Origin of the sequence: Streptococcus sp. 263_SSPC (genome assembly GCF_001071995.1) — a bacterium.
Lineage (GTDB): Bacteria > Bacillota > Bacilli > Lactobacillales > Aerococcaceae > Granulicatella.
Genome location: NZ_JVNU01000035.1, coordinates 1 through 20,903 on the forward strand (window position 1 = coordinate 1; position 20,903 = coordinate 20,903).

General features: G+C 37.8%; 21 protein-coding genes. 2 read left to right on the forward strand and 19 right to left on the reverse strand.

Going from position 1 to position 20,903, the window contains the following annotated elements; translation table 11 throughout:
* Window positions 1-65: 65 nt before the first annotated feature.
* Together ADH02_RS05525 and ADH02_RS05530 are read left to right on the forward strand one after the other, a co-directional pair.
* Window positions 66-791, forward strand: a complete 726-nt coding sequence (locus ADH02_RS05525; RefSeq protein WP_048782331.1) for a helix-turn-helix domain-containing protein — start codon at window positions 66-68, stop codon at window positions 789-791.
* A complete protein-coding gene (locus ADH02_RS05530) occupies window positions 779-1,603 on the forward strand; it encodes an IS3 family transposase (protein WP_048782334.1) in 825 nt (274 codons plus the stop codon). The genes ADH02_RS05525 and ADH02_RS05530 overlap by 13 nt, the downstream gene beginning before the upstream one ends.
* Window positions 1,604-1,726: 123 nt before the next feature.
* Here ADH02_RS05530 and ADH02_RS05535 read toward each other — a convergent pair whose 3' ends face one another.
* The 19 genes from ADH02_RS05535 to rsmH form a co-directional block, all read right to left on the reverse strand.
* On the reverse strand, window positions 1,727-3,253 hold the full coding sequence (locus tag ADH02_RS05535; RefSeq protein WP_048783266.1) for a BCCT family transporter: 1,527 nt from the start codon (window positions 3,251-3,253) through the stop codon (window positions 1,727-1,729).
* Complete coding sequence (locus ADH02_RS05540; protein WP_048783272.1) at window positions 3,246-3,980, reverse strand: sugar phosphate nucleotidyltransferase; 735 nt, start codon at window positions 3,978-3,980, stop codon at window positions 3,246-3,248. Before ADH02_RS05540 ends, ADH02_RS05535 begins: the two co-directional genes overlap by 8 nt.
* On the reverse strand, window positions 3,980-5,737 hold the full coding sequence (locus tag ADH02_RS05545) for a phosphotransferase (protein WP_048783274.1): 1,758 nt from the start codon (window positions 5,735-5,737) through the stop codon (window positions 3,980-3,982). The genes ADH02_RS05540 and ADH02_RS05545 overlap by 1 nt, the downstream gene beginning before the upstream one ends.
* Window positions 5,738-5,862: 125 nt before the next feature.
* On the reverse strand, window positions 5,863-6,240 hold the full coding sequence (locus ADH02_RS05550; RefSeq protein ID WP_048783276.1) for an iron-sulfur cluster biosynthesis family protein: 378 nt from the start codon (window positions 6,238-6,240) through the stop codon (window positions 5,863-5,865).
* Between the two features lie 49 nt (window positions 6,241-6,289).
* Complete coding sequence (locus ADH02_RS05555) at window positions 6,290-6,844, reverse strand: DivIVA domain-containing protein (protein WP_048783279.1); 555 nt, start codon at window positions 6,842-6,844, stop codon at window positions 6,290-6,292.
* A 14-nt stretch (window positions 6,845-6,858) separates the two neighbouring features.
* Complete coding sequence (locus ADH02_RS05560) at window positions 6,859-7,650, reverse strand: RNA-binding protein (RefSeq protein ID WP_048783281.1); 792 nt, start codon at window positions 7,648-7,650, stop codon at window positions 6,859-6,861.
* 3 nt (window positions 7,651-7,653) lie between these two features.
* Window positions 7,654-7,920 carry a hypothetical protein gene (locus tag ADH02_RS05565; protein WP_048783283.1) on the reverse strand — a complete coding sequence of 89 codons (267 nt, stop codon included), beginning with the start codon at window positions 7,918-7,920 and terminating at the stop codon, window positions 7,654-7,656.
* Between the two features lie 14 nt (window positions 7,921-7,934).
* Entirely contained in the window at window positions 7,935-8,381 is a 447-nt protein-coding gene (locus ADH02_RS05570; RefSeq protein WP_048783287.1) for a cell division protein SepF, read from the reverse strand.
* On the reverse strand, window positions 8,381-9,064 hold the full coding sequence (locus ADH02_RS05575; RefSeq protein WP_048783288.1) for a YggS family pyridoxal phosphate-dependent enzyme: 684 nt from the start codon (window positions 9,062-9,064) through the stop codon (window positions 8,381-8,383). Before ADH02_RS05575 ends, ADH02_RS05570 begins: the two co-directional genes overlap by 1 nt.
* Window positions 9,064-10,353 carry a cell division protein FtsZ gene (ftsZ, locus tag ADH02_RS05580; RefSeq protein WP_048711581.1) on the reverse strand — a complete coding sequence of 430 codons (1,290 nt, stop codon included), beginning with the start codon at window positions 10,351-10,353 and terminating at the stop codon, window positions 9,064-9,066. The genes ADH02_RS05575 and ftsZ overlap by 1 nt, the downstream gene beginning before the upstream one ends.
* 24 nt (window positions 10,354-10,377) lie before the next feature.
* On the reverse strand, window positions 10,378-11,706 hold the full coding sequence (gene ftsA / locus ADH02_RS05585) for a cell division protein FtsA (protein ID WP_048783290.1): 1,329 nt from the start codon (window positions 11,704-11,706) through the stop codon (window positions 10,378-10,380).
* A gap of 129 nt (window positions 11,707-11,835) precedes the next feature.
* A complete protein-coding gene (locus tag ADH02_RS05590; protein ID WP_048783292.1) occupies window positions 11,836-12,693 on the reverse strand; it encodes a cell division protein FtsQ/DivIB in 858 nt (285 codons plus the stop codon).
* Between the two features lie 17 nt (window positions 12,694-12,710).
* Window positions 12,711-13,814 (reverse strand): undecaprenyldiphospho-muramoylpentapeptide beta-N-acetylglucosaminyltransferase, encoded by a 1,104-nt coding sequence (gene murG / locus ADH02_RS05595; protein ID WP_048783294.1) that lies wholly within the window; start codon window positions 13,812-13,814, stop codon window positions 12,711-12,713.
* 17 nt (window positions 13,815-13,831) lie between these two features.
* Window positions 13,832-15,190, reverse strand: a complete 1,359-nt coding sequence (gene murD / locus ADH02_RS05600; RefSeq protein ID WP_048783296.1) for a UDP-N-acetylmuramoyl-L-alanine--D-glutamate ligase — start codon at window positions 15,188-15,190, stop codon at window positions 13,832-13,834.
* Window positions 15,191-15,281: 91 nt separating this feature from the next.
* Entirely contained in the window at window positions 15,282-16,238 is a 957-nt protein-coding gene (mraY, locus tag ADH02_RS05605) for a phospho-N-acetylmuramoyl-pentapeptide-transferase (RefSeq protein ID WP_048783299.1), read from the reverse strand.
* Window positions 16,239-16,253: 15 nt separating this feature from the next.
* Window positions 16,254-17,753 carry a UDP-N-acetylmuramoyl-L-alanyl-D-glutamate--2,6-diaminopimelate ligase gene (locus ADH02_RS05610; RefSeq protein WP_048783301.1) on the reverse strand — a complete coding sequence of 500 codons (1,500 nt, stop codon included), beginning with the start codon at window positions 17,751-17,753 and terminating at the stop codon, window positions 16,254-16,256.
* A gap of 16 nt (window positions 17,754-17,769) precedes the next feature.
* The gene (locus tag ADH02_RS05615; RefSeq protein ID WP_048783302.1) at window positions 17,770-19,557 is read right to left on the reverse strand and encodes a peptidoglycan D,D-transpeptidase FtsI family protein; all 1,788 of its coding nucleotides are present in this window, start codon (window positions 19,555-19,557) and stop codon (window positions 17,770-17,772) included.
* Window positions 19,554-19,925: a cell division protein gene (locus ADH02_RS05620; protein ID WP_048712035.1), complete on the reverse strand. Its 372-nt coding sequence runs from the start codon at window positions 19,923-19,925 to the stop codon at window positions 19,554-19,556. Before ADH02_RS05620 ends, ADH02_RS05615 begins: the two co-directional genes overlap by 4 nt.
* 29 nt (window positions 19,926-19,954) lie before the next feature.
* Window positions 19,955-20,896: a 16S rRNA (cytosine(1402)-N(4))-methyltransferase RsmH gene (gene rsmH / locus ADH02_RS05625; RefSeq protein ID WP_048783304.1), complete on the reverse strand. Its 942-nt coding sequence runs from the start codon at window positions 20,894-20,896 to the stop codon at window positions 19,955-19,957.
* Between the last annotated feature and the right edge of the window lie 7 nt (window positions 20,897-20,903).

A 20,903-nucleotide genomic window follows, 5' to 3' on the forward strand; every position in this document is an offset into this window, starting at 1 on the left:
TGATATGCTCCCTCTAAAGTAGACACTAAAAAAAGTAAACTACTTTAGAGGGGGTATTTTTTAGATTGGCTAAGAAACATACTGCAAAAGAATTAGAACGATTCATAGAATTGTATTTAGATGGTGTGCCTTTTCGTGAGCTGCGTAGTGAATATGGTTTAAAGATTTCACCTGGAGCATTTAATATGTATTTTTTGAACTATAAAGCAAATGGACCTTCTGCATTAGAAGATCGAGACGGGTTTAACACTTATACAAAGGAATTTAAAGAAAAGGTGGTTAAAGAGTTTTTAGAATCGAAAACCTATTTAAGAGTAATCGCAAGAAAATACAAAATTCCTTCTGCTAGAACTGTACGAAATTGGATTATTAAGTATACTAATGGTGAGGCCACGAAGGCCTACGATCCTAAGCCAGAGGTGTACACTATGAAATATAGAAAAACAACGCACGAAGAAAGAATCCTTATCGTCAAAGACTGTATTCAAAATCAATTAAACTATAAACAAACCGCACAGAAATATAACGTTTCTTACAACTTGGTGTATCAATGGGTAAAAAAATATCAAAAATATGGTCCTGATGGATTAATAGACAGTCGAGGGAAACGAAAACCAGAAAATATACAGACAGAAACTGAGCGTATTCGTGCAGAAATGGCAATATTAAAGGCGCGAAACGAATATTTAGAAACAGAAAATGCCGCACTAAAAAAATTACAAGAAGTGGAAAGCGAGTTGATGTTTGCCAAACGAGATTTGAAGCGGAATATCAAACGATTAAAAAATTAAGTAAAAGAGGATTTCATATTACTCTATTATGTAAAGTGTTAAAAGTTAGTAGAGCTGGCTATTATAAATGGTTAAATCGTGTCCCTTCGGAATCTGAAAAACGACTACGTCGTTTAATGGAATTAATAGACGAAGTATATGAATCTGTTCAAGGTATATATGGATATCGTCGTATCACAATCTATTTAAACTATTATAGAAATGCAAAAGTGAATCATAAATGTATTCAGCGTCTTATGAAACTAATGGGATTAAAGGCAGTTATACGAAAAAAACGTTATCGTTATAAATCGAACACTGAAGAATACACTGCAGCTAATATTTTAAATCGAGAATTTAAAAAAGAGTACGAGCCAATGGCTCTACTATTAACGGATATCACTGAATTGAAGTATGGGAAGGGAGAAAAAGCTTATTTAAGTGCAGTTTTAGATTATGGTACAAAGAAGATAGTTGCATATCAAATATCTAAGCAAAACAATAATCAAATCGTTAAAGATACTTTTAATCAAATAAAAAGGAAGATAATTCCAACAAAAACAATGATTCATAGTGATCGAGGATTCCAATATACTTCTCATTTCTTTAAGCACTTTATAGAAAAAGGACAAATAACACATAGTATGTCCCGTCCTGGAAGATGTATCGATAATGGACCAATTGAAGCATTCTGGGGGACATTAAAGGAAGAAGTATATCGTTTATATCATTTCAAAACCTATGAATCTCTTTTCAAGAAAATTGAGGAGTATATTCAGTTCTATAATAAGAAAAGAATTACTTTATCAATGGGATTAAAAATCCCAGCATAAATAAAAAGACGAGTTCTTATGAACTCGTCATACACTTTAATTATTTTCCTGTCTACTTGACAGGGTGCACTTCACACCAGACTCTAAGCAATAGGTTATTTTTATTTTCAAATATTTCAAAGCTTAATTTTTAAGATAGTCCTTTGCATCTTTAAAGAAGCTTGCAATGATCATGACAATAATAATCCCAATTGGAAGTGCCGCGATAATCGCAACTGATTGTAAGTTATACATTGAGTTTTCTGAGAAAATCAACGCGATTGGGAATAAGATAAATACGAGTGACCAGAACATGCGGACACGTTTATCACTACCATGTGTGTGCTCTAATTCTTTGTATGAATAAGCAGACACTACAAGTGTTAAAGCGTCGAATGTTGTCGCGTAGAAAGCAATCATCGTAACTGCTAGTAATAACAATCCAATGTTAGCTAACGGCATTGTATCAAAAATTTTCAAAATAGCTGCCGCATAATCTGCGTTATTACTTAGAATACCAGTAATATCCAAGCCATGTTTTAACTGTTGCGCTAAGCCATAGTTTCCAAGGATGATAAACGCCGTAAATGTCCCAGCAATCCCCCATGCGTATCCACCAAGAACAGTGTTTTTAACGGTACGTCCTTTTGAAATACTACCGATAAAGAACGGTGTAGCCACACACCAAACCATCCAATAAGACCAATAATAGATTGTCCATTTTTGTGGGAAGCTTGTTTCACGAAGCGGATCAAGCCACGTAGACATTCCGATAAAGTTTTGGACAAGGTTCCCAATAGCGCTAAAACCTGTTTCTAAGATATAAACTGTTTCTCCACCGAAGAATAAGAAATATCCTAGTAAGGCAAAGAATAAATACGTACAGATGGCTGCAAGTTTAGAAACTGCGTCCATTCCAAGCATTACCGTACTTGTATATACAACTGCAATTAATAATAGGACTACAATCGTAATAATTTTCGAATTTTGAATCCCAAACACTTGGCTCATCGCCGCTGAAAGAAGCGGTGTTGCTAGCGAGAATGTTGTAGCAGTACCCGCGATTAACGCGAAGATGGCAATCAAGTCGATGGTTTTCCCCATCCAACCGTCAACTTTGTCTCCAAGAAGTGGACGACAAGCTTCAGAGAATTTTTGTTTCTCTACTTTACGATTATGCAACATAAATCCAAAGGCCACCGCAAGCATGATGTAGAAGCTCCATGCGATTGGTCCCCAGTGGAATAATGGGAATGTGGACGCCCATTTTTGCACGCTACCGAGTTCTCCAAGATAAGATTCTTGTGCGTATAATGCCCATTCGATCATCGCATAGAACACGATATCTGCTGCCATTGTAGACGTAAAAATCATTACACCCCATTGAAAGCTAGAATACTCAACTTTACTATCTTCTCCCCCGAGTACGATATGACCGTATTTTGAAAAAGCCACATACACACTACAAAGGAAAACACCCACCGCAAGCATTGCGTAGTAAATACTGAATTGGTCGCCTAGAAAACTACGAACGCCTTCTAGAACCGCTGAACTGGCATCTGGAAATATCATAAAGAGAATTCCTAACACCACTACTCCAAATAGCGGTACAAGCGTTGCGACCCAGTCGATCTCGTCGCGAAGATTTTTCTTTTCTACTTCATTATTCATGATTTGCCTCCTCTAGAACACTCTTGTAAGAGTTATCTACTGCTACTAATTCTTCAAGGCTATCGATTTCAACGATATCCCCTTCTTGCATTGGGTAAATACCCATTTCATATTCTTCTGGGTAACAGAACATTGCCACATCATCCCAGTAAATATCATGGCTTTTCTTGTCTTCAAATTCGATTTCAAGATGACGTTTTAACTGCTGACCGTCTTCTTTCGTCCAACGAGAAATGCTAAATAATTGCCATCCCTTCTGTCCTCCAGTACGGCTACAGCTCGTAACAACGCCATTGTCGTCCACTTGCATGAGCCATTCGTCGGTGCCATTTTCTACTGGAATACACGCATATCCTGAACGTGTAAACTCTGGATGTAAAATTTCACTGTTGTAGATTAATTGGTCGCCATCTAGGATAATCACTTCTTCTAAATGGTCACGAACTACATACAGTGATGAAATATTATTAGCGACATCGAAGTATGGATTTTCAACGATGTTAATTTCTGGATAGTCTGCTTTAAGTTCTGCAAACTTCTCTTTCAAGTAACCTACCACGACATAAATTTCATGGATTCCTTGTTCATGAAGCGCACCAATAACGGTGTCAATCATTCGATTCCCATTGACTTTTACAAGCGGTTTTGGAACGGTATTTGTAATCGGACGCATCCTTGTACCTTTACCCGCAGCCATAATAATCGCTCGTTTTACTGTGTTTGTCATTATTTTTCCTCTTTTGCTAATTCTTCTTGCACAATGCGGTAGAAATCTTTGGCATAACGGTATTGCATTAATGAGTACTCACCAAAGTCAACGCCGAGTGTACGTTTGTACTCGCACCAGTTACTCCACAGCATCCCGCTAATCGCCATATACGCATAAATTTTTACACGTGTCATCTTCTCGCATTTTCCTTCGAAATAAAGGTCAATGAGTGCATCTGCCTGCTTGCGATCATACCCTGCATAAATACAGAACATTGCAATATCAATATGCGGGTCTTGCATTCCAGCATATTCCCAGTCAATCAGACGAATGTCTCCCTCTTTTGTAAATAGGAAGTTGTCATAGACAGAATCGATATGACTTAATACTGGCTCTGCTTTATATTTCTCAACGAAGCTCTTCAGCCCTAAAATTTTCTTCTGCATTTCAGCATGGTCTTTATAAAAAGAAGATTGACCATTCCACAAGCTTTGATAAAATTCAATTTGCTTAAATGGATCGAAAGTATGCTTCACTTTTAATTTTGACTGATGGAACTCGCGTAATTTTGCCATACAGCGCTGTAAGTCTTTTTTATTCGTGCTATCGCATGAACGCGCTCCTTCCAGATACGCTGTAATCTTATATCCATTGTCTGGATTCATGTACACCACATCATCGCAAATTTGTTTTCCTTCTATGACACGATACACATCTGCTTCTTCCTTACGATTGATGAGATGGTCTGTTCCCTCTCCCGGAATACGCATAATGTATTTTTGACCCTTACAAGTAAATAGGAAGCTACGATTCGTCATCCCTTTTTTCAATACTTCGATATTAACGATTTCGTCTAACTGAACATCAAGCGCCTTTGAGATTTGCTGCAAAGCATCCGTTTCTAAGTGCGAGGATGATTTATCAAGTTCACGAAGTTGTTCATACGTATTGATTTCAAAGACAGTTGCGTCATCCATTAATTTTGGATAGACCGTATATTTTCTATTCTCATCTTCAAGCGTTACTTCCCAGAACGACTTCTCATGTCTTTCTTCCGCAGCCGCAGCGTTTAATTGCTTAGCCACAGACTTTGCATCTTTCTCTGTTAAATAACAAATACCGTATGGACGATTTCCTTTTCCTCTTTTATCACTTGTAATGATTTCTTGTTTCTTATTTACTCTAAAGAAGCTTTGTTCCACCTCTTCTTGGCCAAGTAAATACCATGAATACAATTCATCTGTATCAAATGGAGATTCCTTACACCATAAGTCACAAGGAACGATATACGTATTGCCTAGAATTCCTGCAACACGTTGTAATGAATAGAAATTATTTTTTGTCGCATAGTCTCTATTCACCGCAAGTTTCACTTGATAGTCATCCATTAAGTACTCGTATTGCTCTTTCATAAAGCCAACGACTACAGTAATGTCCGTAATCCCTACTGCTTGTAATTGCTTAATCAAGCGTTCAATCAGCGGCTCTTTCTTCACTTCAAGAAGCCCTTTTGGCGTTTCAGTATTAATTGGAACCATACGCATTCCAAATCCAGCAGCCAAAATAACAGCATTCTTTGGTTTATTTTTCTTAAAGAGCGCCTTTGCTTTACTTGTTAGATTAAATTTAGCATCTACAAGTTCCAGTTCTCTGAGTCGTTTTAATTCACGATTCACGAGACCAAGCGAATAGTCTGAAAGCTCTGCTAATTCTCTTTGATTTTGAATATCTTGTTGTTTAATAAGTTTTAGTAAATCGAGATTTGTTTTGTTCATATTATTTACCTCTCGTATTTTTGTGAACAGCATTAGTATACTTTGTTTCGTCACTAACTGCAAGTTTTTAGTGGTAAAGAAATGTTTAAGGACATAAAAAAAGACTAGGGAAGTAATTCTCTTCCCTAGCCAACAAAATCAATATTCAGTTGCATCGATAAAATACCTGCTTCACTCTTTATGTAGAAACCGTATTTATCCACGCTATAATCAATGACATTATGCTGATCAAACATCATCGCATAGTGACTTGCAAAAGCCATTTCCCCAATATTTGTCTCAAAAATTTGGTCATACTTTGGAGGCAGAATCTCATTTTGCTCTTTCTTTAATACCACTAAATGATATTTATCGTACACTTGGCAATGGCATCCAACCATCCCTTCATAAAAAGGGCTATCTCCATCAACATAATCCATGACAAAGAACACATCTGTTAAGCCGCGCTCTTGTAGCATTGCATCTAACTTATTTTTTGCTGCTTCAGTGACTGTAAAGTCCATATTCATTCCTCTTCCTATCAAAAAAGGAGACCAGTGTCCCCTTCAATGATTATTGTTCTTTTGATTCTTCGTTTTCAGATTTTTTTACACGATCTTTGATAATAGCATCAAGAGATGGTGGTGTCACTTCGATGTGAGTTGGTGTATTTAATACGATATCCCACTCTTCGTTTTTAATCATGTCTAATTGTGTTTGTGTTAAGATTTGAAGACGTTGACGGAAAATACGTGTTTCTTTCTTAATTAAATCTGTTTCACGGTTAATTTCTGTTGCTTTTTCAGCTGCTTCTCTCAACATTGCTTGTGCTGCTTTTTCAGCTTCAAACACGATGATTTCAGCATCTTTACGTGCGTTTTCGCGAAGACGATCTGCTGCTTCTTGAGCAACAAGGATTGATTTATTCAATGTTTCTTGAATCGAATTAAAGTATTCTACTTTTTCTTCGTTGAATTTTACTCGTTTTTCTAAATCTTTATTATCACGAATTAACGTTTCTAATTCTTTCTTCACTTCTTCCAAGAAGTCATTTACTTCTTCTGGATCGAAGCCTTTGAATTTTGTTGAAAAGTCTTTGTTATGAATATCGTTTGGTGTAATAGCCATTGAAAAAATCCCCTTTATTTTTTATTCTTTTCTAGTAATCCTAGTTCTACTTTAATCTTATCTTTCTTTGTGCGCCCTTCAATCTTTTGAATTTGAAGGCGACCATATCCACGAATGGATACAATATCTAAAATTTCGAGCATAAAGTCAGGTCTGTTCTCTTCAGTCCAGTTCACCTTTACTTTACCACTTTCAATCATTTCTTTTGAACGCTGTCTTGACACATTAAATACGGAAGCAATCACCGTATCGAGTCGAAGCGAACTAACGACTGTTTGTACCACAGTCCAATGATCCACTGGTACAATCAATTTCGTATAGTCGACTTCCTCAAGACGGACAGCCACTTTTCCAATCTTTTCTAGCTGTTGCTTGATATATTCCTTCATATTTTGAGCGCAGAATAATTGCCAGTCTTCTCCGTTTGAAATAATATCGCCAATCAAGCTACGATCAAAGCCAAGGCTCATCAGTGACCCTAGAATCTTTCCATGCCCAAGTGTCGCAAATTTCTTCGGATATTGAATATGAAATAGAGCATTTTCGAAATCCTCTGAAGTTGGCTCATAATATTCCGGACAAATCATACAACGTTTCCGTTCAGCATCAATATACCCGCCATCAAAATAATAACGAACATCGTCATATTGACCCACAATCGCCTCCACAATAAACTGTTGACGTGGATCCAAAAAATTCGTCAATACCGGCGCGTACTGCAAACGGACTTCTTCTACCCATTCTTCCACTTGTTTAAGAAAAGACAATTCCTCTTTTCTAAAGTGTTGTTCTACACCATTTCCCATTTTTTATACTCCAAAAATTTGTGAAACAATAAATGCCAATACTCCTACAGAAACGTAAATCGTTAAAATAGACGTTGCTAATGCTAAACTATATTTCCCAAATCGTACATCTTTGAATAATGACACATACGGACGGCAACAAGCATCTAATAAGTCCGCCAAGAACATTGGAAGATATAGGTTCCAATAAATATTTAATCCATAAAGGATTAGCATAAATTGATAAATCCCTGCTACTGTTGTTATCACTCTAATAATTTCCAAACCCACTAAGTTACACTCCTCTAAAATTCAGTGTGACGAAATGTTTCAACCATCTCGTCATCAAAATTTCCTTGTACTTGGAAATTCGCCGGAGAACAGATAAAGATTTCATCTCTCACCTTTTGTACGTCTCCATTAATAGCATACGCCACACCGACCACAAAATCAATGACACGTTTTGCATCTTTTGGTTCCATACGTTTAAAGTTAATGAGCACTGCTTCTCCTTTTAAGAGCGCATCTGCAATGCGTTCCGCTTCCGAATACACGCTTGGTTCCATCACATAAATCTTAGATGTTTTCTTTACTCCAGGGCTTTGGAATGGAACAACATTTGACGTATTTCTTGAACGTGTTTCTGGAGCCGCCTGTGCTTCAGGTTCTTCATAGTAATTCATTTGATCATCTTCTTCGTAGTAGTCCCCTTCTGGACTTAAGAAGTTTTTTAAACTATTCATGAATCCCATTAGTCTTCCTCCCTTTCAAACCAGCTTGTACCAATTCGAATATGCGTCGCACCACATTCAATCGCAGCCTCAAAGTCTCCACTCATCCCCATACTGAGATATAACGGAGCTTCTAACCCTTCTTCCTTCTCGATTGTTTTAGCAATTTGTGCTAAACGCGAAAAAAAGAAGCGAATTTCTTCATCGCTTGCGTCAAATGGTGCCATCGTCATCAAACCAACAATACGAATCTTCTCATATTGTTTGCTTGTTCTATAAGCATCCAGTGCCTCTTCAGGTGTGAATCCATGCTTCGATTCTTCTCCAGAGACATTAATTTCCAGCATACAATCTAATGGGTGTTCGAGACGTTTTTCAATCTCATCCATAATCGAAAGACGGTCAATCGCATGAAATAAATCGATACGATTTATGACTTGCTTCACTTTTCGTTTTTGGAGTGGCCCGATTAAATGCCAGATGATGTCCTCTTGCGGAAATTGTTCTTGTGGTTCTAATAGTTTTTCGACACGATTCTCCGCAAAATGTCGAAATCCTAAATCGTACATTTCTTGAACTTCGCGAGCCGTACGATTTTTCGTTACAACAATCGGACAAACTTCCGTAGATAGTCTATGAACTTGGTTACAAGAAGATGCAACCAAGTTCATAATACGACTTACATTCTGTTTAATGATACTCATTAATTTCTGTTTCTTTTTCTGAAGAATGGCGGAGTATCTAATCCATCATTTTCAGTTTGTTTTGGCTCAACTGGAGCTTCTACAAAGTTACTTTGTGCGAATGGTGAATCAGCTTCAGTTGAAGAAGTAGTTTCACGTACAGTTGTTTCTCGACGGATATCCCAGTCTCCAAATAAATCTTTCTCAGGTTTCTTTTCTTCCACTGGCTGTGGTTTTGAAGGAACTTGTTTTTCTTGGAAAGTTTGAGGGTTATTTCCTAAATCTTTGCGAGTTGCTGTGCTATTCGCGAATGGTGAACGACTAGCGCGTGCTGCTGACTTTTTTTCGTGCTTACGCTCCTCGTCGATACCTGTTGCGATAACAGTAACGATTACTTCATCACCTAAGTTTTCGTTGATTGAAGTACCGAAGATAATGTTTACTTCACTTGTTGAAGCTGCTGCAACAATATCAGAAGCATCTTGTGCTTCGAATAATGTTAAGTCAGAGCCACCAGTGATGTTTAATAGGATTTGTTCTGCGCCATCGATAGATACTTCTAATAATGGTGAAGAAATAGCTTTCTTCGTAGCTTCTGCAGTACGGTTTTCACCACTTGCAACACCAATACCCATTAATGCTGAACCTTGATCTTTCATCACTGTCTTCACGTCTGCGAAGTCCAAGTTAACGTAACCTGGTGCAGTGATTAAGTCAGAGATCCCTTGTACCCCTTGACGTAATACGTTATCTGCTTCACGGAAAGCTTCTAACATAGGAGTCTTTTTATCAACGATTTCTAATAAACGGTTGTTTGAAATTGTTACTAATGTATCTACGTTTGCTTTTAATTGTGCAACACCTTCTGCAGCGTAGCGACCACGTTTTGGTCCTTCGAAGCTAAATGGACGTGTAACAACACCCACTGTTAATGCGCCTAATTCTTTCGCAATACGAGCAACAACTGGTGCAGCACCTGTACCAGTACCGCCACCCATACCAGCAGTAACGAAGATTAAGTCTGCTCCAACTAAAGCTTCGCGAATTTGTTCTTCACTTTCTTCAGCTGCTTTAAGACCGATTTCAGGTAATGAACCTGCACCTAAACCTTTAGTAAGTTTTGGTCCTAATTGAATTTTAGTTTCTGCTTCTGAGTTTCTTAATGCTTGAGTATCTGTGTTGGCTACGATGAACTCTACACCTTGTACTCCTTCTGAAATCATACGGTTAACAGCGTTGTTACCAGCACCACCAACACCAATGACTTTAATGACTGCGCCATCTAAATTTGTATCGAATTCGAAATCCATTATATTTCCTCCTTGGTTCTCATCTTAATTTTCGTCAATAAACATTTTAAAGAAGTTCTTCACTTTCGCTCCAAACCCTTGTTCTTCACCTGTTGGTTCTTGTTCATACTCTTGTGGTTGTTGAACAGGAGCCGTTGGTTGTACTTGTACAGGAGCACTTTGTGGTGTGCTTTGTACTGGGCGTTGTTCCGTTACCGGTTTACCCTTTTGAGCAATACGGTGAACATCATCTAAGCTTGCAGCGTATTTGATTAACCCCATACTTGTTGCATAAATAGGATTTCTCATTCCCATTTGCTCTGGAATATAAGTTTTCACTTGTACTCCGAAGATTTCTTGTGCTAACTCTTGAACTCCTGCTAATGAAGAAGCTCCACCTGTTAACACGATTCCTCCTGGAAGTTTTAAAGCTTCCACTTGGTCTAATGCACGTTTAACAGTTTCAAAAGTTTGAACCACACGTGCTTCGATGATTTCTGATAAGTAATGTTCATCTACTTTAACTGGATCCTTCTTACCAATTGTTTCTACTGGGAAGAATTCATCAGCTGAAGTTTCTGATGAAATTGCATATCCATATTCACGTTTAATACGTTCTGCATTTTCAAAGCTTGCATTCAAGATGATTGAGATATCTTTTGATACGAAGTCTCCACCTTCTTGATCCACGAATGAGAATTTCAATTGGTTATCGTGCATTACTGAAGCACTTGTTTGTCCTCCACCCATATCGATAAGGACTGTACCAAATTCTCTTTCTCCTGGTGTTAATGCTACTTGGCTAATCGCTAATGGTTGGATAACCATTTCTTCGATGTTTAAGCCAGCTTTGTCAATACAACGTTTAATGTTATGTACGATCGTCTTAGGACCGGTAATCATGCTCGCAAACAATTCAAGACGAACACCAATCATTCCGCGTGGGTCTTTAATTCCATCAAATCCATCTACGATAAATTCTTCTGGAATCACAGAGATGATTTCACGTTCAGGTGCTACTGAACGAACTTTCGCTGCGGAAATAACATTGTACACATCCACATCTGTAATCTCTCTATTTTCACTTGATACGGCGATCATACCGTGGCAAGGTTCGATTGAGATTTGATTACTTGGAATCCCAACGATAACATCCTTGATTTGGATGTTTGATTTTTGTTCTGCTTGACGAACTGCTTTGCGAATAGATTCAACTGTTTCGTCAATATCAACGATGACTCCACGGCTTAATCCTTCTGATTTTTCATTGCCGACTCCAATAATATTTAATTGCCCTCTGACATATTCAGCTACTACAACCTTTATTGAAGTGGTTCCAATATCTAAACTCACATAAATTCCCTGATTTTTCACGTTTATTGAAACCTCCTATACGATTCATTTCTATTTCATTTTTTAAAGTTTATTGATAAGTGATACTCCTTATATTTTAACATAATTTTGTCCACTTAAAAAAACATATGAGCGAGTTTTAAGACTTTTTTATTGAACTGTCGTATCTGGTGTGAAATAGATTCCCACTTCCATATCCACAGTTCCTTTTTTCCCATTCAATTGTTTTGTAATTGATGGATAATACCCTAATTTATCTCCAATATCTTTCAGATTTCCGATGACACGATTGCCATCTTTCATCTTCAGATAAATCTTTTGGTGATTTTTTGTATCGTTTGGATACTGAATCTCTACGATTTCACGAATCACACTTGCTGGAACTTTCTCCAATTGTTTTGCGAGTGCTTGATATTGCGAGTCATCTGTAAACATATACAATAATGGATAATCCTTCGGCGTTGCATCGGCCTCTACTTCAATGATTTGACCATCTGCCAAAAGCTCATAGTGCTTATCATCGCTTTGGTAATAACCAATCGCTGGATTTTCTTCAATATTCAAACGCATTTTATTCCATGCCACTAATTGTACGGAAGCATCCTTAATTTTTGGACTAGCATTTTTTAACAAGTTAGCTGTACGATAACGATTCGCTAAAATTGTCCATATGCTTTGTCCCTTGGTAATACCGTCATTTTCTTGAACTAATTCCACTGGAACTTGATTCAATCCGACTACTTCAATATCAGAAACTTTCGAAAGTGGTGAAATAAAGTAAATACTCCATCCCGCACAAACAATAAAAATCCCTTTTAAGAGTGTTGCATTCGTAATACCTTGTGACTTTGGTTTCGTCTTTTTAGGCTTCGGTTCCTTTTTCTTTTTCACCTTTTGTACAGGTTCTTCAGGAACAGGTTGCTCTACTCTTGGAGAACTTTGTTGCGCTAACTCCCAAGGTGTTAGTTCACGTGGAGGAGTTTGTTGTGGTTTCTTTCGATTAAACATATTCTCCTCCTTAATCCTTATTTCACTAGAGAATGAATAATTGTTTCAAGTCGACTTGACGCATCTGTAATTCCCAAGGCTTTTGAATTTTCAGCCATTTCTTTACGTTTAGCTTCATCATTCATAATACGATCGATTTCTGCGACTAAACTTTCACCGTTTAGGTTTTTTTCTAAAATCATCGTTGCGGCGTCTTTTTCTACTAATGACATCGCATTTGCTTCTTGGTGATTTTCAGTTACGTATGGACTTGGAATTAAAATACTTGGCAAGCCAAGTGCTGTTAATTCAATCAATGTAGTTGCTCCACTTCTGCAGACAACGAGGTCTGTGTTTTGGAACATTTGCACCATATTATTAATATATGGTAAAACTGTGATATTTTGCAATGGTTTTTTCAAACTTGTAATATGATTGTTGATTTTGTCATAATGCACTTGTCCAGTGACCATGACTACTTGATAATCTTTTTTCTCGAATTCTTCAAGTGCTTCGATAAATGATTCGTTCATACGAAGCGACCCACGGCTTCCTCCGAAAATCAGTACGATTGGTTTTTCTTTTTGAATACCGATAGATGCTAAGTAAGAATCATCTTTTTGGGCATTGGCTAACTCTTGTCCACGAGGGTTTCCTGTCATAACCACTTTATCTTCATACTTCTTAAAGTCTTTACGAACCGCATCAAAGCAAATTGCAATTTTAGAAACCTTACGTGCTAAAAATTTATTTGTAATTCCTGCTAAGCTGTTTTGCTCATGAATAATCGTTGGAATTCCCATGTTTGCTGCAGCATATAATACAGGCGCGCATACATATCCCCCAGTACCGATAACGATATCCGGCTTGAACTCTTTCACGATTTCTTTTGCTTTAAAATAGCTTGTACAGAAATACCATAATGTTTTAAAGTTTTCTAGCGACAATGAACGAACGATTCCTTGAATCTTGATCGTTTTAAAATCATATCCCGCTTTAGGAACGATAGTACTTTCTAATCCACGTTCAGTCCCTACATAGAGAAACTCTGTTGAAGGGTCTTGTTCTTTCAAATAATTCATTAAGGAAAGAGCTGGATAAATATGACCACCCGTTCCTCCTCCTGAAACTAATACTCTCATCTTTTTTCTCCTATATATTACAGTTTTTCTACTGCGTCAATGAAACAATCACCGCGCACTTCAAAGTTGGCAAATTGATCCCAACTTGCACATGCTGGTGAAAGTAATACAATTTCTCCTTCACGACTAGCTGCATACGCTTTTGGCACTGCTTCTTCTAATGTTTCTACTACGGTTACTGGAATAGATAGTTTTTCAGCAGTCGCTTTTAACTTCTCTTTTGTTTCCCCGTAAACGACCATTTCACGGACATTTCCAAGTGATGGTTCTAATTCCTCAAAACCATTACCACGATCAAGTCCGCCCGCAATTAATACAACAGATTGATTTGTAAAACTACGTAACGCTGTTTGTGTCGCAATGATATTCGTAGCTTTTGAATCATTGTAGAATTTACGACCTTCAATTGTTTTCACATACTGTGTACGGTGTTTTACTCCATGGAATGAACGAACCGCTTTTTCGATTCCTTCGTTAGCTGCACCTTGTAATTTACTAATCGCAACTGCTGCTAACACGTTCTCAACGTTTTGAACGCCGGGTACTTGAATCGCTTCAAGTGGCATAACTGCTTCTCCATTAAAGTAAATCGTAGTTTCATCAGCATAAGCTCCGTGTTCTAACACAGATTTGCGGCTGAATGGAACTAATGTTGCTTTTGTATGATCTTTAATAAACTCATATAACTCTGGGAAATCCGCATTATAAACGAGGAAATCCTCTTCTGTTTGATTTTTAGTAATTTGTAATTTTGCTTTTACATACTCTTCGCGAGACCCATGATAGTCTAAATGAGCGCTAAAGATATTCACGATACACGCTACTTTAGGTCGAAACTCTTCAATTCCCATTAATTGGAAACTTGATAATTCAGTGACATAGATATCCGAATCTTTTGAATCACCTGCAAGTAGGGATAAAGGAACACCAATATTTCCACATGCAAAAGTTCTTCTTTCAGGGAATGATTCTTTTAACATAAGGTTCGTTAATGTCGTCGTTGTTGTTTTCCCATTTGAACCTGTAATTCCAAGTACGGTTCCTTCCATGACACGTTGTGCAATTTCGATTTCAGTATAAACAGGCAAGCCCTTCTCGACTGCTTTAGCGACTAATGGATTTGAATAAGGAATCCCTGGGTTCTTCACAACGAAATCAACGGGCTCATCGAGTAGTTCTAGAGGATGTCCTCCTGAGACTACTTTAATGCCTTTAGCGACTAACCCTTGTGCGTCTACACTTTCCTCAAGTGGTGTTCTATCATTTACTGTTACATCCGCGTGTAACTGGTGTAATAGTTTTGCTACACTCACTCCACTCTTTGCAAGTCCAATGACTAGTACTTTTTTATTTTCAAATGCATGTGTATTCCGCACAATGATTCCTCCAATTTTTCTTTTTTAATATGTATATGGAGAAAGGCTGGACAAAAATGACCAGCTCTCCTAATGAAATATGTTAATTCTCTTAAAAGACAAATGCAACGATTAAACCTGCAATAAGTCCGATTGCACTAAACACAGAAACAATCTTCACTTCTTTCCAACCACTCATTTCAAAGTGATGGTGAATTGGACTCATCTTGAAGATACGTTTGCCTGTTAGTTTAAAAGAACCCACTTGTAAAATAACGCTAAGTGTTTCCCCAACAAAGATGATTCCTACAAGTAATAATGTCCATTCTTTATGAAGCATAATCGAAATGATAGCAAGTCCTGCTCCAAGAGCTAATGAACCAACGTCTCCCATGAAGACTTTGGCTGGTTTCCAGTTATACACTAAGAATCCAAGAAGCCCGCCGACTACACAGAAGCAGAAAATTGCAATCGAATGTTGCGCTGCTCTATACGCCATAATCCCATAAATACCATATGCAATAATGTTAGTAGATGCTGCTAACCCATCTAATCCATCTGTTAAGTTAACTGCGTTAGAAAATCCTGCAATCCAAATGATTGTAAATAATGCAAACAAGATAATACTGTTTACTTCACCAAAAATTGGAAGATAGATTAATGGTGCATTCCCACTTAAAAGGAAAAGCACTACGAAGATGGCTGCTCCGATTAATTGTAATCCAAATTTTTCGTGACTCTTTAGCCCTTCGTTTTGTTTTTTAAACACTTTAATAAAGTCGTCTAAGAAACCAATTGACCCGAAGAAGGCGAAACCAATAACGCCACTTAATAAGACGAAATTGAAGTGTCCGAAAACAGCTCCGACAATTAAACTAGAAATACTAATCATACAAAGGAACACAAGTCCACCCATTGTTGGAGTTCCACTTTTGGCTTTATGCCATGATGGACCTTCATCTAATGTTGTTTGACCTAATTGTTTCATCTTCATATATTGAATGAAATGTGGTTCGGCAATGACTGTCGCAAGGAACGCTAAGCCGACTGATAAAATGACTTCGATCATAATCTTCTCCTTCTTCTACTCGTGATTTTTAAAGCCTAATGCTTCTAAACTTGCAATAACTGTTTCTACTTCATTATATGGAATATACTCATCACCGATTACTTGGTACGGTTCAACACCTTTACCAGCAAATAGTAAGATATCCCCTTCTTGAGCAATTTCAAGTGCACGTTTCACCGCACTTTCTCGATTATCAATGCATTCATAAGCAGTCTTTTCATCTTTTCTTCCTGCTAGAATTTCTGCATAAATCTTTTCAAGCGGTTCATTTCTTGGATTATCTGCTGTTAAAATCACATAATCGGATTTATCAAACGCAATTTCTCCAAGCTCAGGTCGCATACTTGAATCACGGTTACCACCGCTATGACCCATGATTGTAATCACTCGATTTACTTTCACTTTTTCAAGTGTTTCAAGCACATTTTGTAGCCCATCTGGTGTATGTGCAAAGTCGATAATTACTTGGAATGGTTGTCCTTGTTGAATCAACTGCATACGACCACCCACACCAGGGAATCGTTTCATTCTGCTTACAGCACGTTCGAGTGAAATTCCATTCACAACTGCTACAGCAAAAGCAGCCAAAACATTATAGACATTAAAGAGTCCAATCATCGGAATTGTTACTGGAAGCTCTTGTCCATTCATTGTTACTGTAAATGAAGTCGTCGCACCGTTTGTTTGAACATCCGTTGCACGGATATCCGCTTTTTCACTAAATCCATATGAAATCACTTCGCAAGGAGTTGAGTATGCGAATTGTTCATAGTGCTCTTCATCAATGTTTAGAATTGCAACACGAGGTTTTCCATTTTTAGAATGGTTTCCAAGTTGCGAGAATAGTAGACTTTTAGCATGCGCATAGTTTTCCATTGTTTTATGCAAATCTAAATGCTCATGCGTCAAGTTTGTAAATACCGCTACATTATAGTCAATTCCCCACACACGACCTAATTGAAGGGCATGAGAAGAAACTTCCATAATACAAGTGTCTCCACCGATTTCTTTCACCTTTTGCAATGTCTCATGCACCGTTAAGATTTCTGGCGTTGTATTTCTTGTTTCGATACGTTCCTCACCAATTTTACGATACATCGTTCCAATCAGTGCAGTTGGTTTTCCTAATTCTTCTAATAAATAGTCCACCATATGCGTTACAGTCGTTTTCCCATTCGTTCCTGTAACTCCAATCATATTTAATGATTCAGATGGATACCCGTAAAAATGATTTGCAAAGAGTGTCATCACACGTGTCACGTCTTTGACATAAATCACAGGTGAATCTCCCACTTGTTCTTTGATAGATTTTGAAGCCACGAACACACTCGATCCTAGCTCTTTTGCTTTTCCTGCAAATTGATGCCCATCTACCGTTACACCTTCGATACAGAAAAACATAGTATTGGGCACAACTTTTCGCGAATCTTGTGCTAATTTTTCTACAGTGACGCCCTCAAGCGAGCCTTCCACTTCTTTAATGACTAACAAGTCCGCTAGTTCTTTCGCAAACATGTTCTTCCTCCTTCTTTTACTCTGAGAGTCTAGAGTATTCTAAACTTCTCTTCATTAATGGATTGAAAATTTCTTTAATAATTGTGTTCCCTGTTACTGATACACGAGGTTGTTTCACCGTAATATATAAAATATATTTTGGATCATCATATGGTGCAAACCCTACTACAGAATAAATATAATTATTACCACTTGAGTAATATTTACCCGTTTGCGGATTAATGATTTCAGCAGTACCAGTTTTAGCTGCTACTTCTTCGCCGTTAATATTGAAATCATAGGCCGTTCCGTTTTTCATACGAGTTGCTTGGAATAAATATTGTAGTGTCTTCTTCGCAGTTTCAGGAGTAATAACTTTTCCTAATGATGTTGTTGGATTAGGAGTTTCTTTTCCTGTATCTGGATCTGTTAAATGGTCCACCAAACGTAATTTTTGCATTTGTCCCCCATTGGCAATCGCGGTGAAAGCTTGCATCATTTGATAGGCTGTCACGGTAACACCTTGACCAAAACCAGTTGATAATTGTTGTAAGTATGAATTGAATGGATTCGAACCGGAAATCTCATTAGCAAAACCTGAGTTAGTAGATTTTCCGAATCCAAATGCTTCTAAATATTGTTTCCATTTTTCAATACCAATTTTTTGGATGATGTGAACAAAGGCAACATTACTTGAGTGAGCTAACCCTTCCAAATAACTTATTTTCCCCCATCCAACTTTATTATAATCACTAATTAAATCATCGTAAATTTTCACACTACCCGATTGATATTTCTCATTAGGGTCAAACACACCTTCATTAATAGCTGCAGCAAGAGCCAATACTTTCATGGTAGAGCCTGGTTCATAAGCTTGATCCAACAGCAGATTGTTCCATTGAAGATCAATACCTTCTTTTGTTGTTGAGTTATAAGTTGGACGTTGTGTTGCCGCAACGATGTTTCCTGTTTTAGGATCAACAAGCATCGCCGTCATTTGGACTGGTTGGTATTTTTTATCTACCTCACTAACAAGAGATTCTAAATACGTTTGTAATCTCTTATCGATGGTTAACGTTAAGTCCACCCCATCCTTTGGTTGCTTCGTAACCTTTTCTGTACCAGTAATAACATATCCATTTCCATCTACAGAATATTCAACTTCGCCCGCAACCCCTGTTAACTGTTCATTATAAAGGCCTTCAAGACCAGTCTTCCCTACTAATGTAGTGATGGTTTTATTATCGATGTTTTCTTCAACAGTATCTGTATACCCGATTAAATGAGAAGCAAAAATCCCATTTGGATAGTAACGCGCAGGACTTTCTGAGAACTTAATTCCCGGAAGTTTTTCAGCTTCAATCGCTTCCTTCACTTGCACTGATAAATTCTTACCCGCACTCCCAAACTCTACTTGAGAAACATTCTTTTGACTTAACAATTTCACGATTTCTTCTTTTGATAAAGAAATGTGTTTTACAAGTGCTTCTGCTGTCTTATTAACATCTGTGACATAATCTGGCGTATCCGCATTCTTACTCCACTCATCTGTTAAGACGGCATATAAAGAATAATTTGTCGCATCCACTGCAATCGGGCTGCCACTAGCATCATAAATAGTACCGCGTTTTGCAGCAAGTGTGCGTTTTTGATGGATCTTATCATTGATTTCTGCACGTAAATCCACACCATGGATATTCCCTACAACCATGATTTGAAAGAACTGTACAGAAAAAATGAGAAATAAAACACCTGCGAGTCCTACTAAAATTCGGCTCGCTTGATGCCTATTTCCCGCAATGTTATTGTTTTTCGTATTTCTCATCGTCCAACATTCCTAACATTTTCTTCGTTCATCTTCAAGCCTTGTTCGTTAGCGATACGATTAACTCGGTCGTACTGAGACAATTCTTGTGTTGCCTGAAGCAATGTATTGTTTTCACGTTGAATTAATGTTGTTTGTGACTCGATATCTTGTAATTGTCTATTTTTGTTAGCCACGATCATGCTCGCTACAATTGTGATAACCGCTAAAGCTGCAATAACAAAACCAGAAACTGCTAAAAGTCGAAGTAAATCTGCTTTTTGTCTTTCTTGCGGAATTGATGTTACTTCGCGGTCTCCACGAACTAGAGGCTTTTGCGTAGGTACCGCAACATTCATTGTATCTACATATTTTTCTGCTAATGCCACTAGAATTCCCTTCTTTCTAAATTATCCTTTTATTTTACTCTTTCGATGACTCTCAATTTCGCACTTTGTGAACGAGAGTTTTCTGTAATTTCTTCAATGCTTGGTAAAATTGGCTTTTTATTCACCAATTGGAATGGAGCTTTTTCTTCCTCCGTTGGTAGAATCGGCAAGTTCTTTGGTGCCTTTTCTACTGTACTTTGCTGTTTGAACATTGTTTTGACAATGCGGTCTTCCAAAGAATGGAATGAAATCACACTGATTCGGCCTCCCACGCCAACAACTTCAAATGCTTGCTCAAGCGAATCCTCAATCGCTGCTAATTCATCATTTACCGCGATACGAATCGCTTGGAAAATTCTTTTAGCAGGATGTCCCCCTTTTCGTCTTGCAGCAGCTGGAATACTATCTCGAATGATATCCACTAATTCACCTGTTGTTTCAATACGGTGTTTCGCGCGGATACGCTCAATATTTCGAGCGATTTGTTTCGAGAACTTCTCTTCCCCATATCGATAGAAGATACGAACTAATTCGTCATAGCTCCATTCATTTACAATCTCTTCTGCCGTTAATGGAGCACTTTGATCCATACGCATATCGAGTTTTGCATTTTGATGGTAACTAAAACCACGTTCAATCTGATCGAGTTGTGGTGAAGATACTCCTAAGTCGTAAAGAATTCCGTCTACTTTAGAAACACCTAGTTTTCCAAGTTCTTTCTTCAATTGACGGAAGTTCGCGTGAATAAACGTCACTTTTCCTTCTTCGACTTCTTTAGCAAGGCGAACCTTCGCGTGATTAATAGCTTGCATATCTTGGTCAAAGCAATAGAGATGACCTGTTGTTAGTTGGCTAAGCAGGTATTGACTATGTCCAGCACCACCAAGCGTACAGTCTACGTAGATTCCGTCTGGCTTAATGGATAATGCATCTACCGTTTCATGTAGCAATACAGTGATATGTTTAAACATGGTCCCT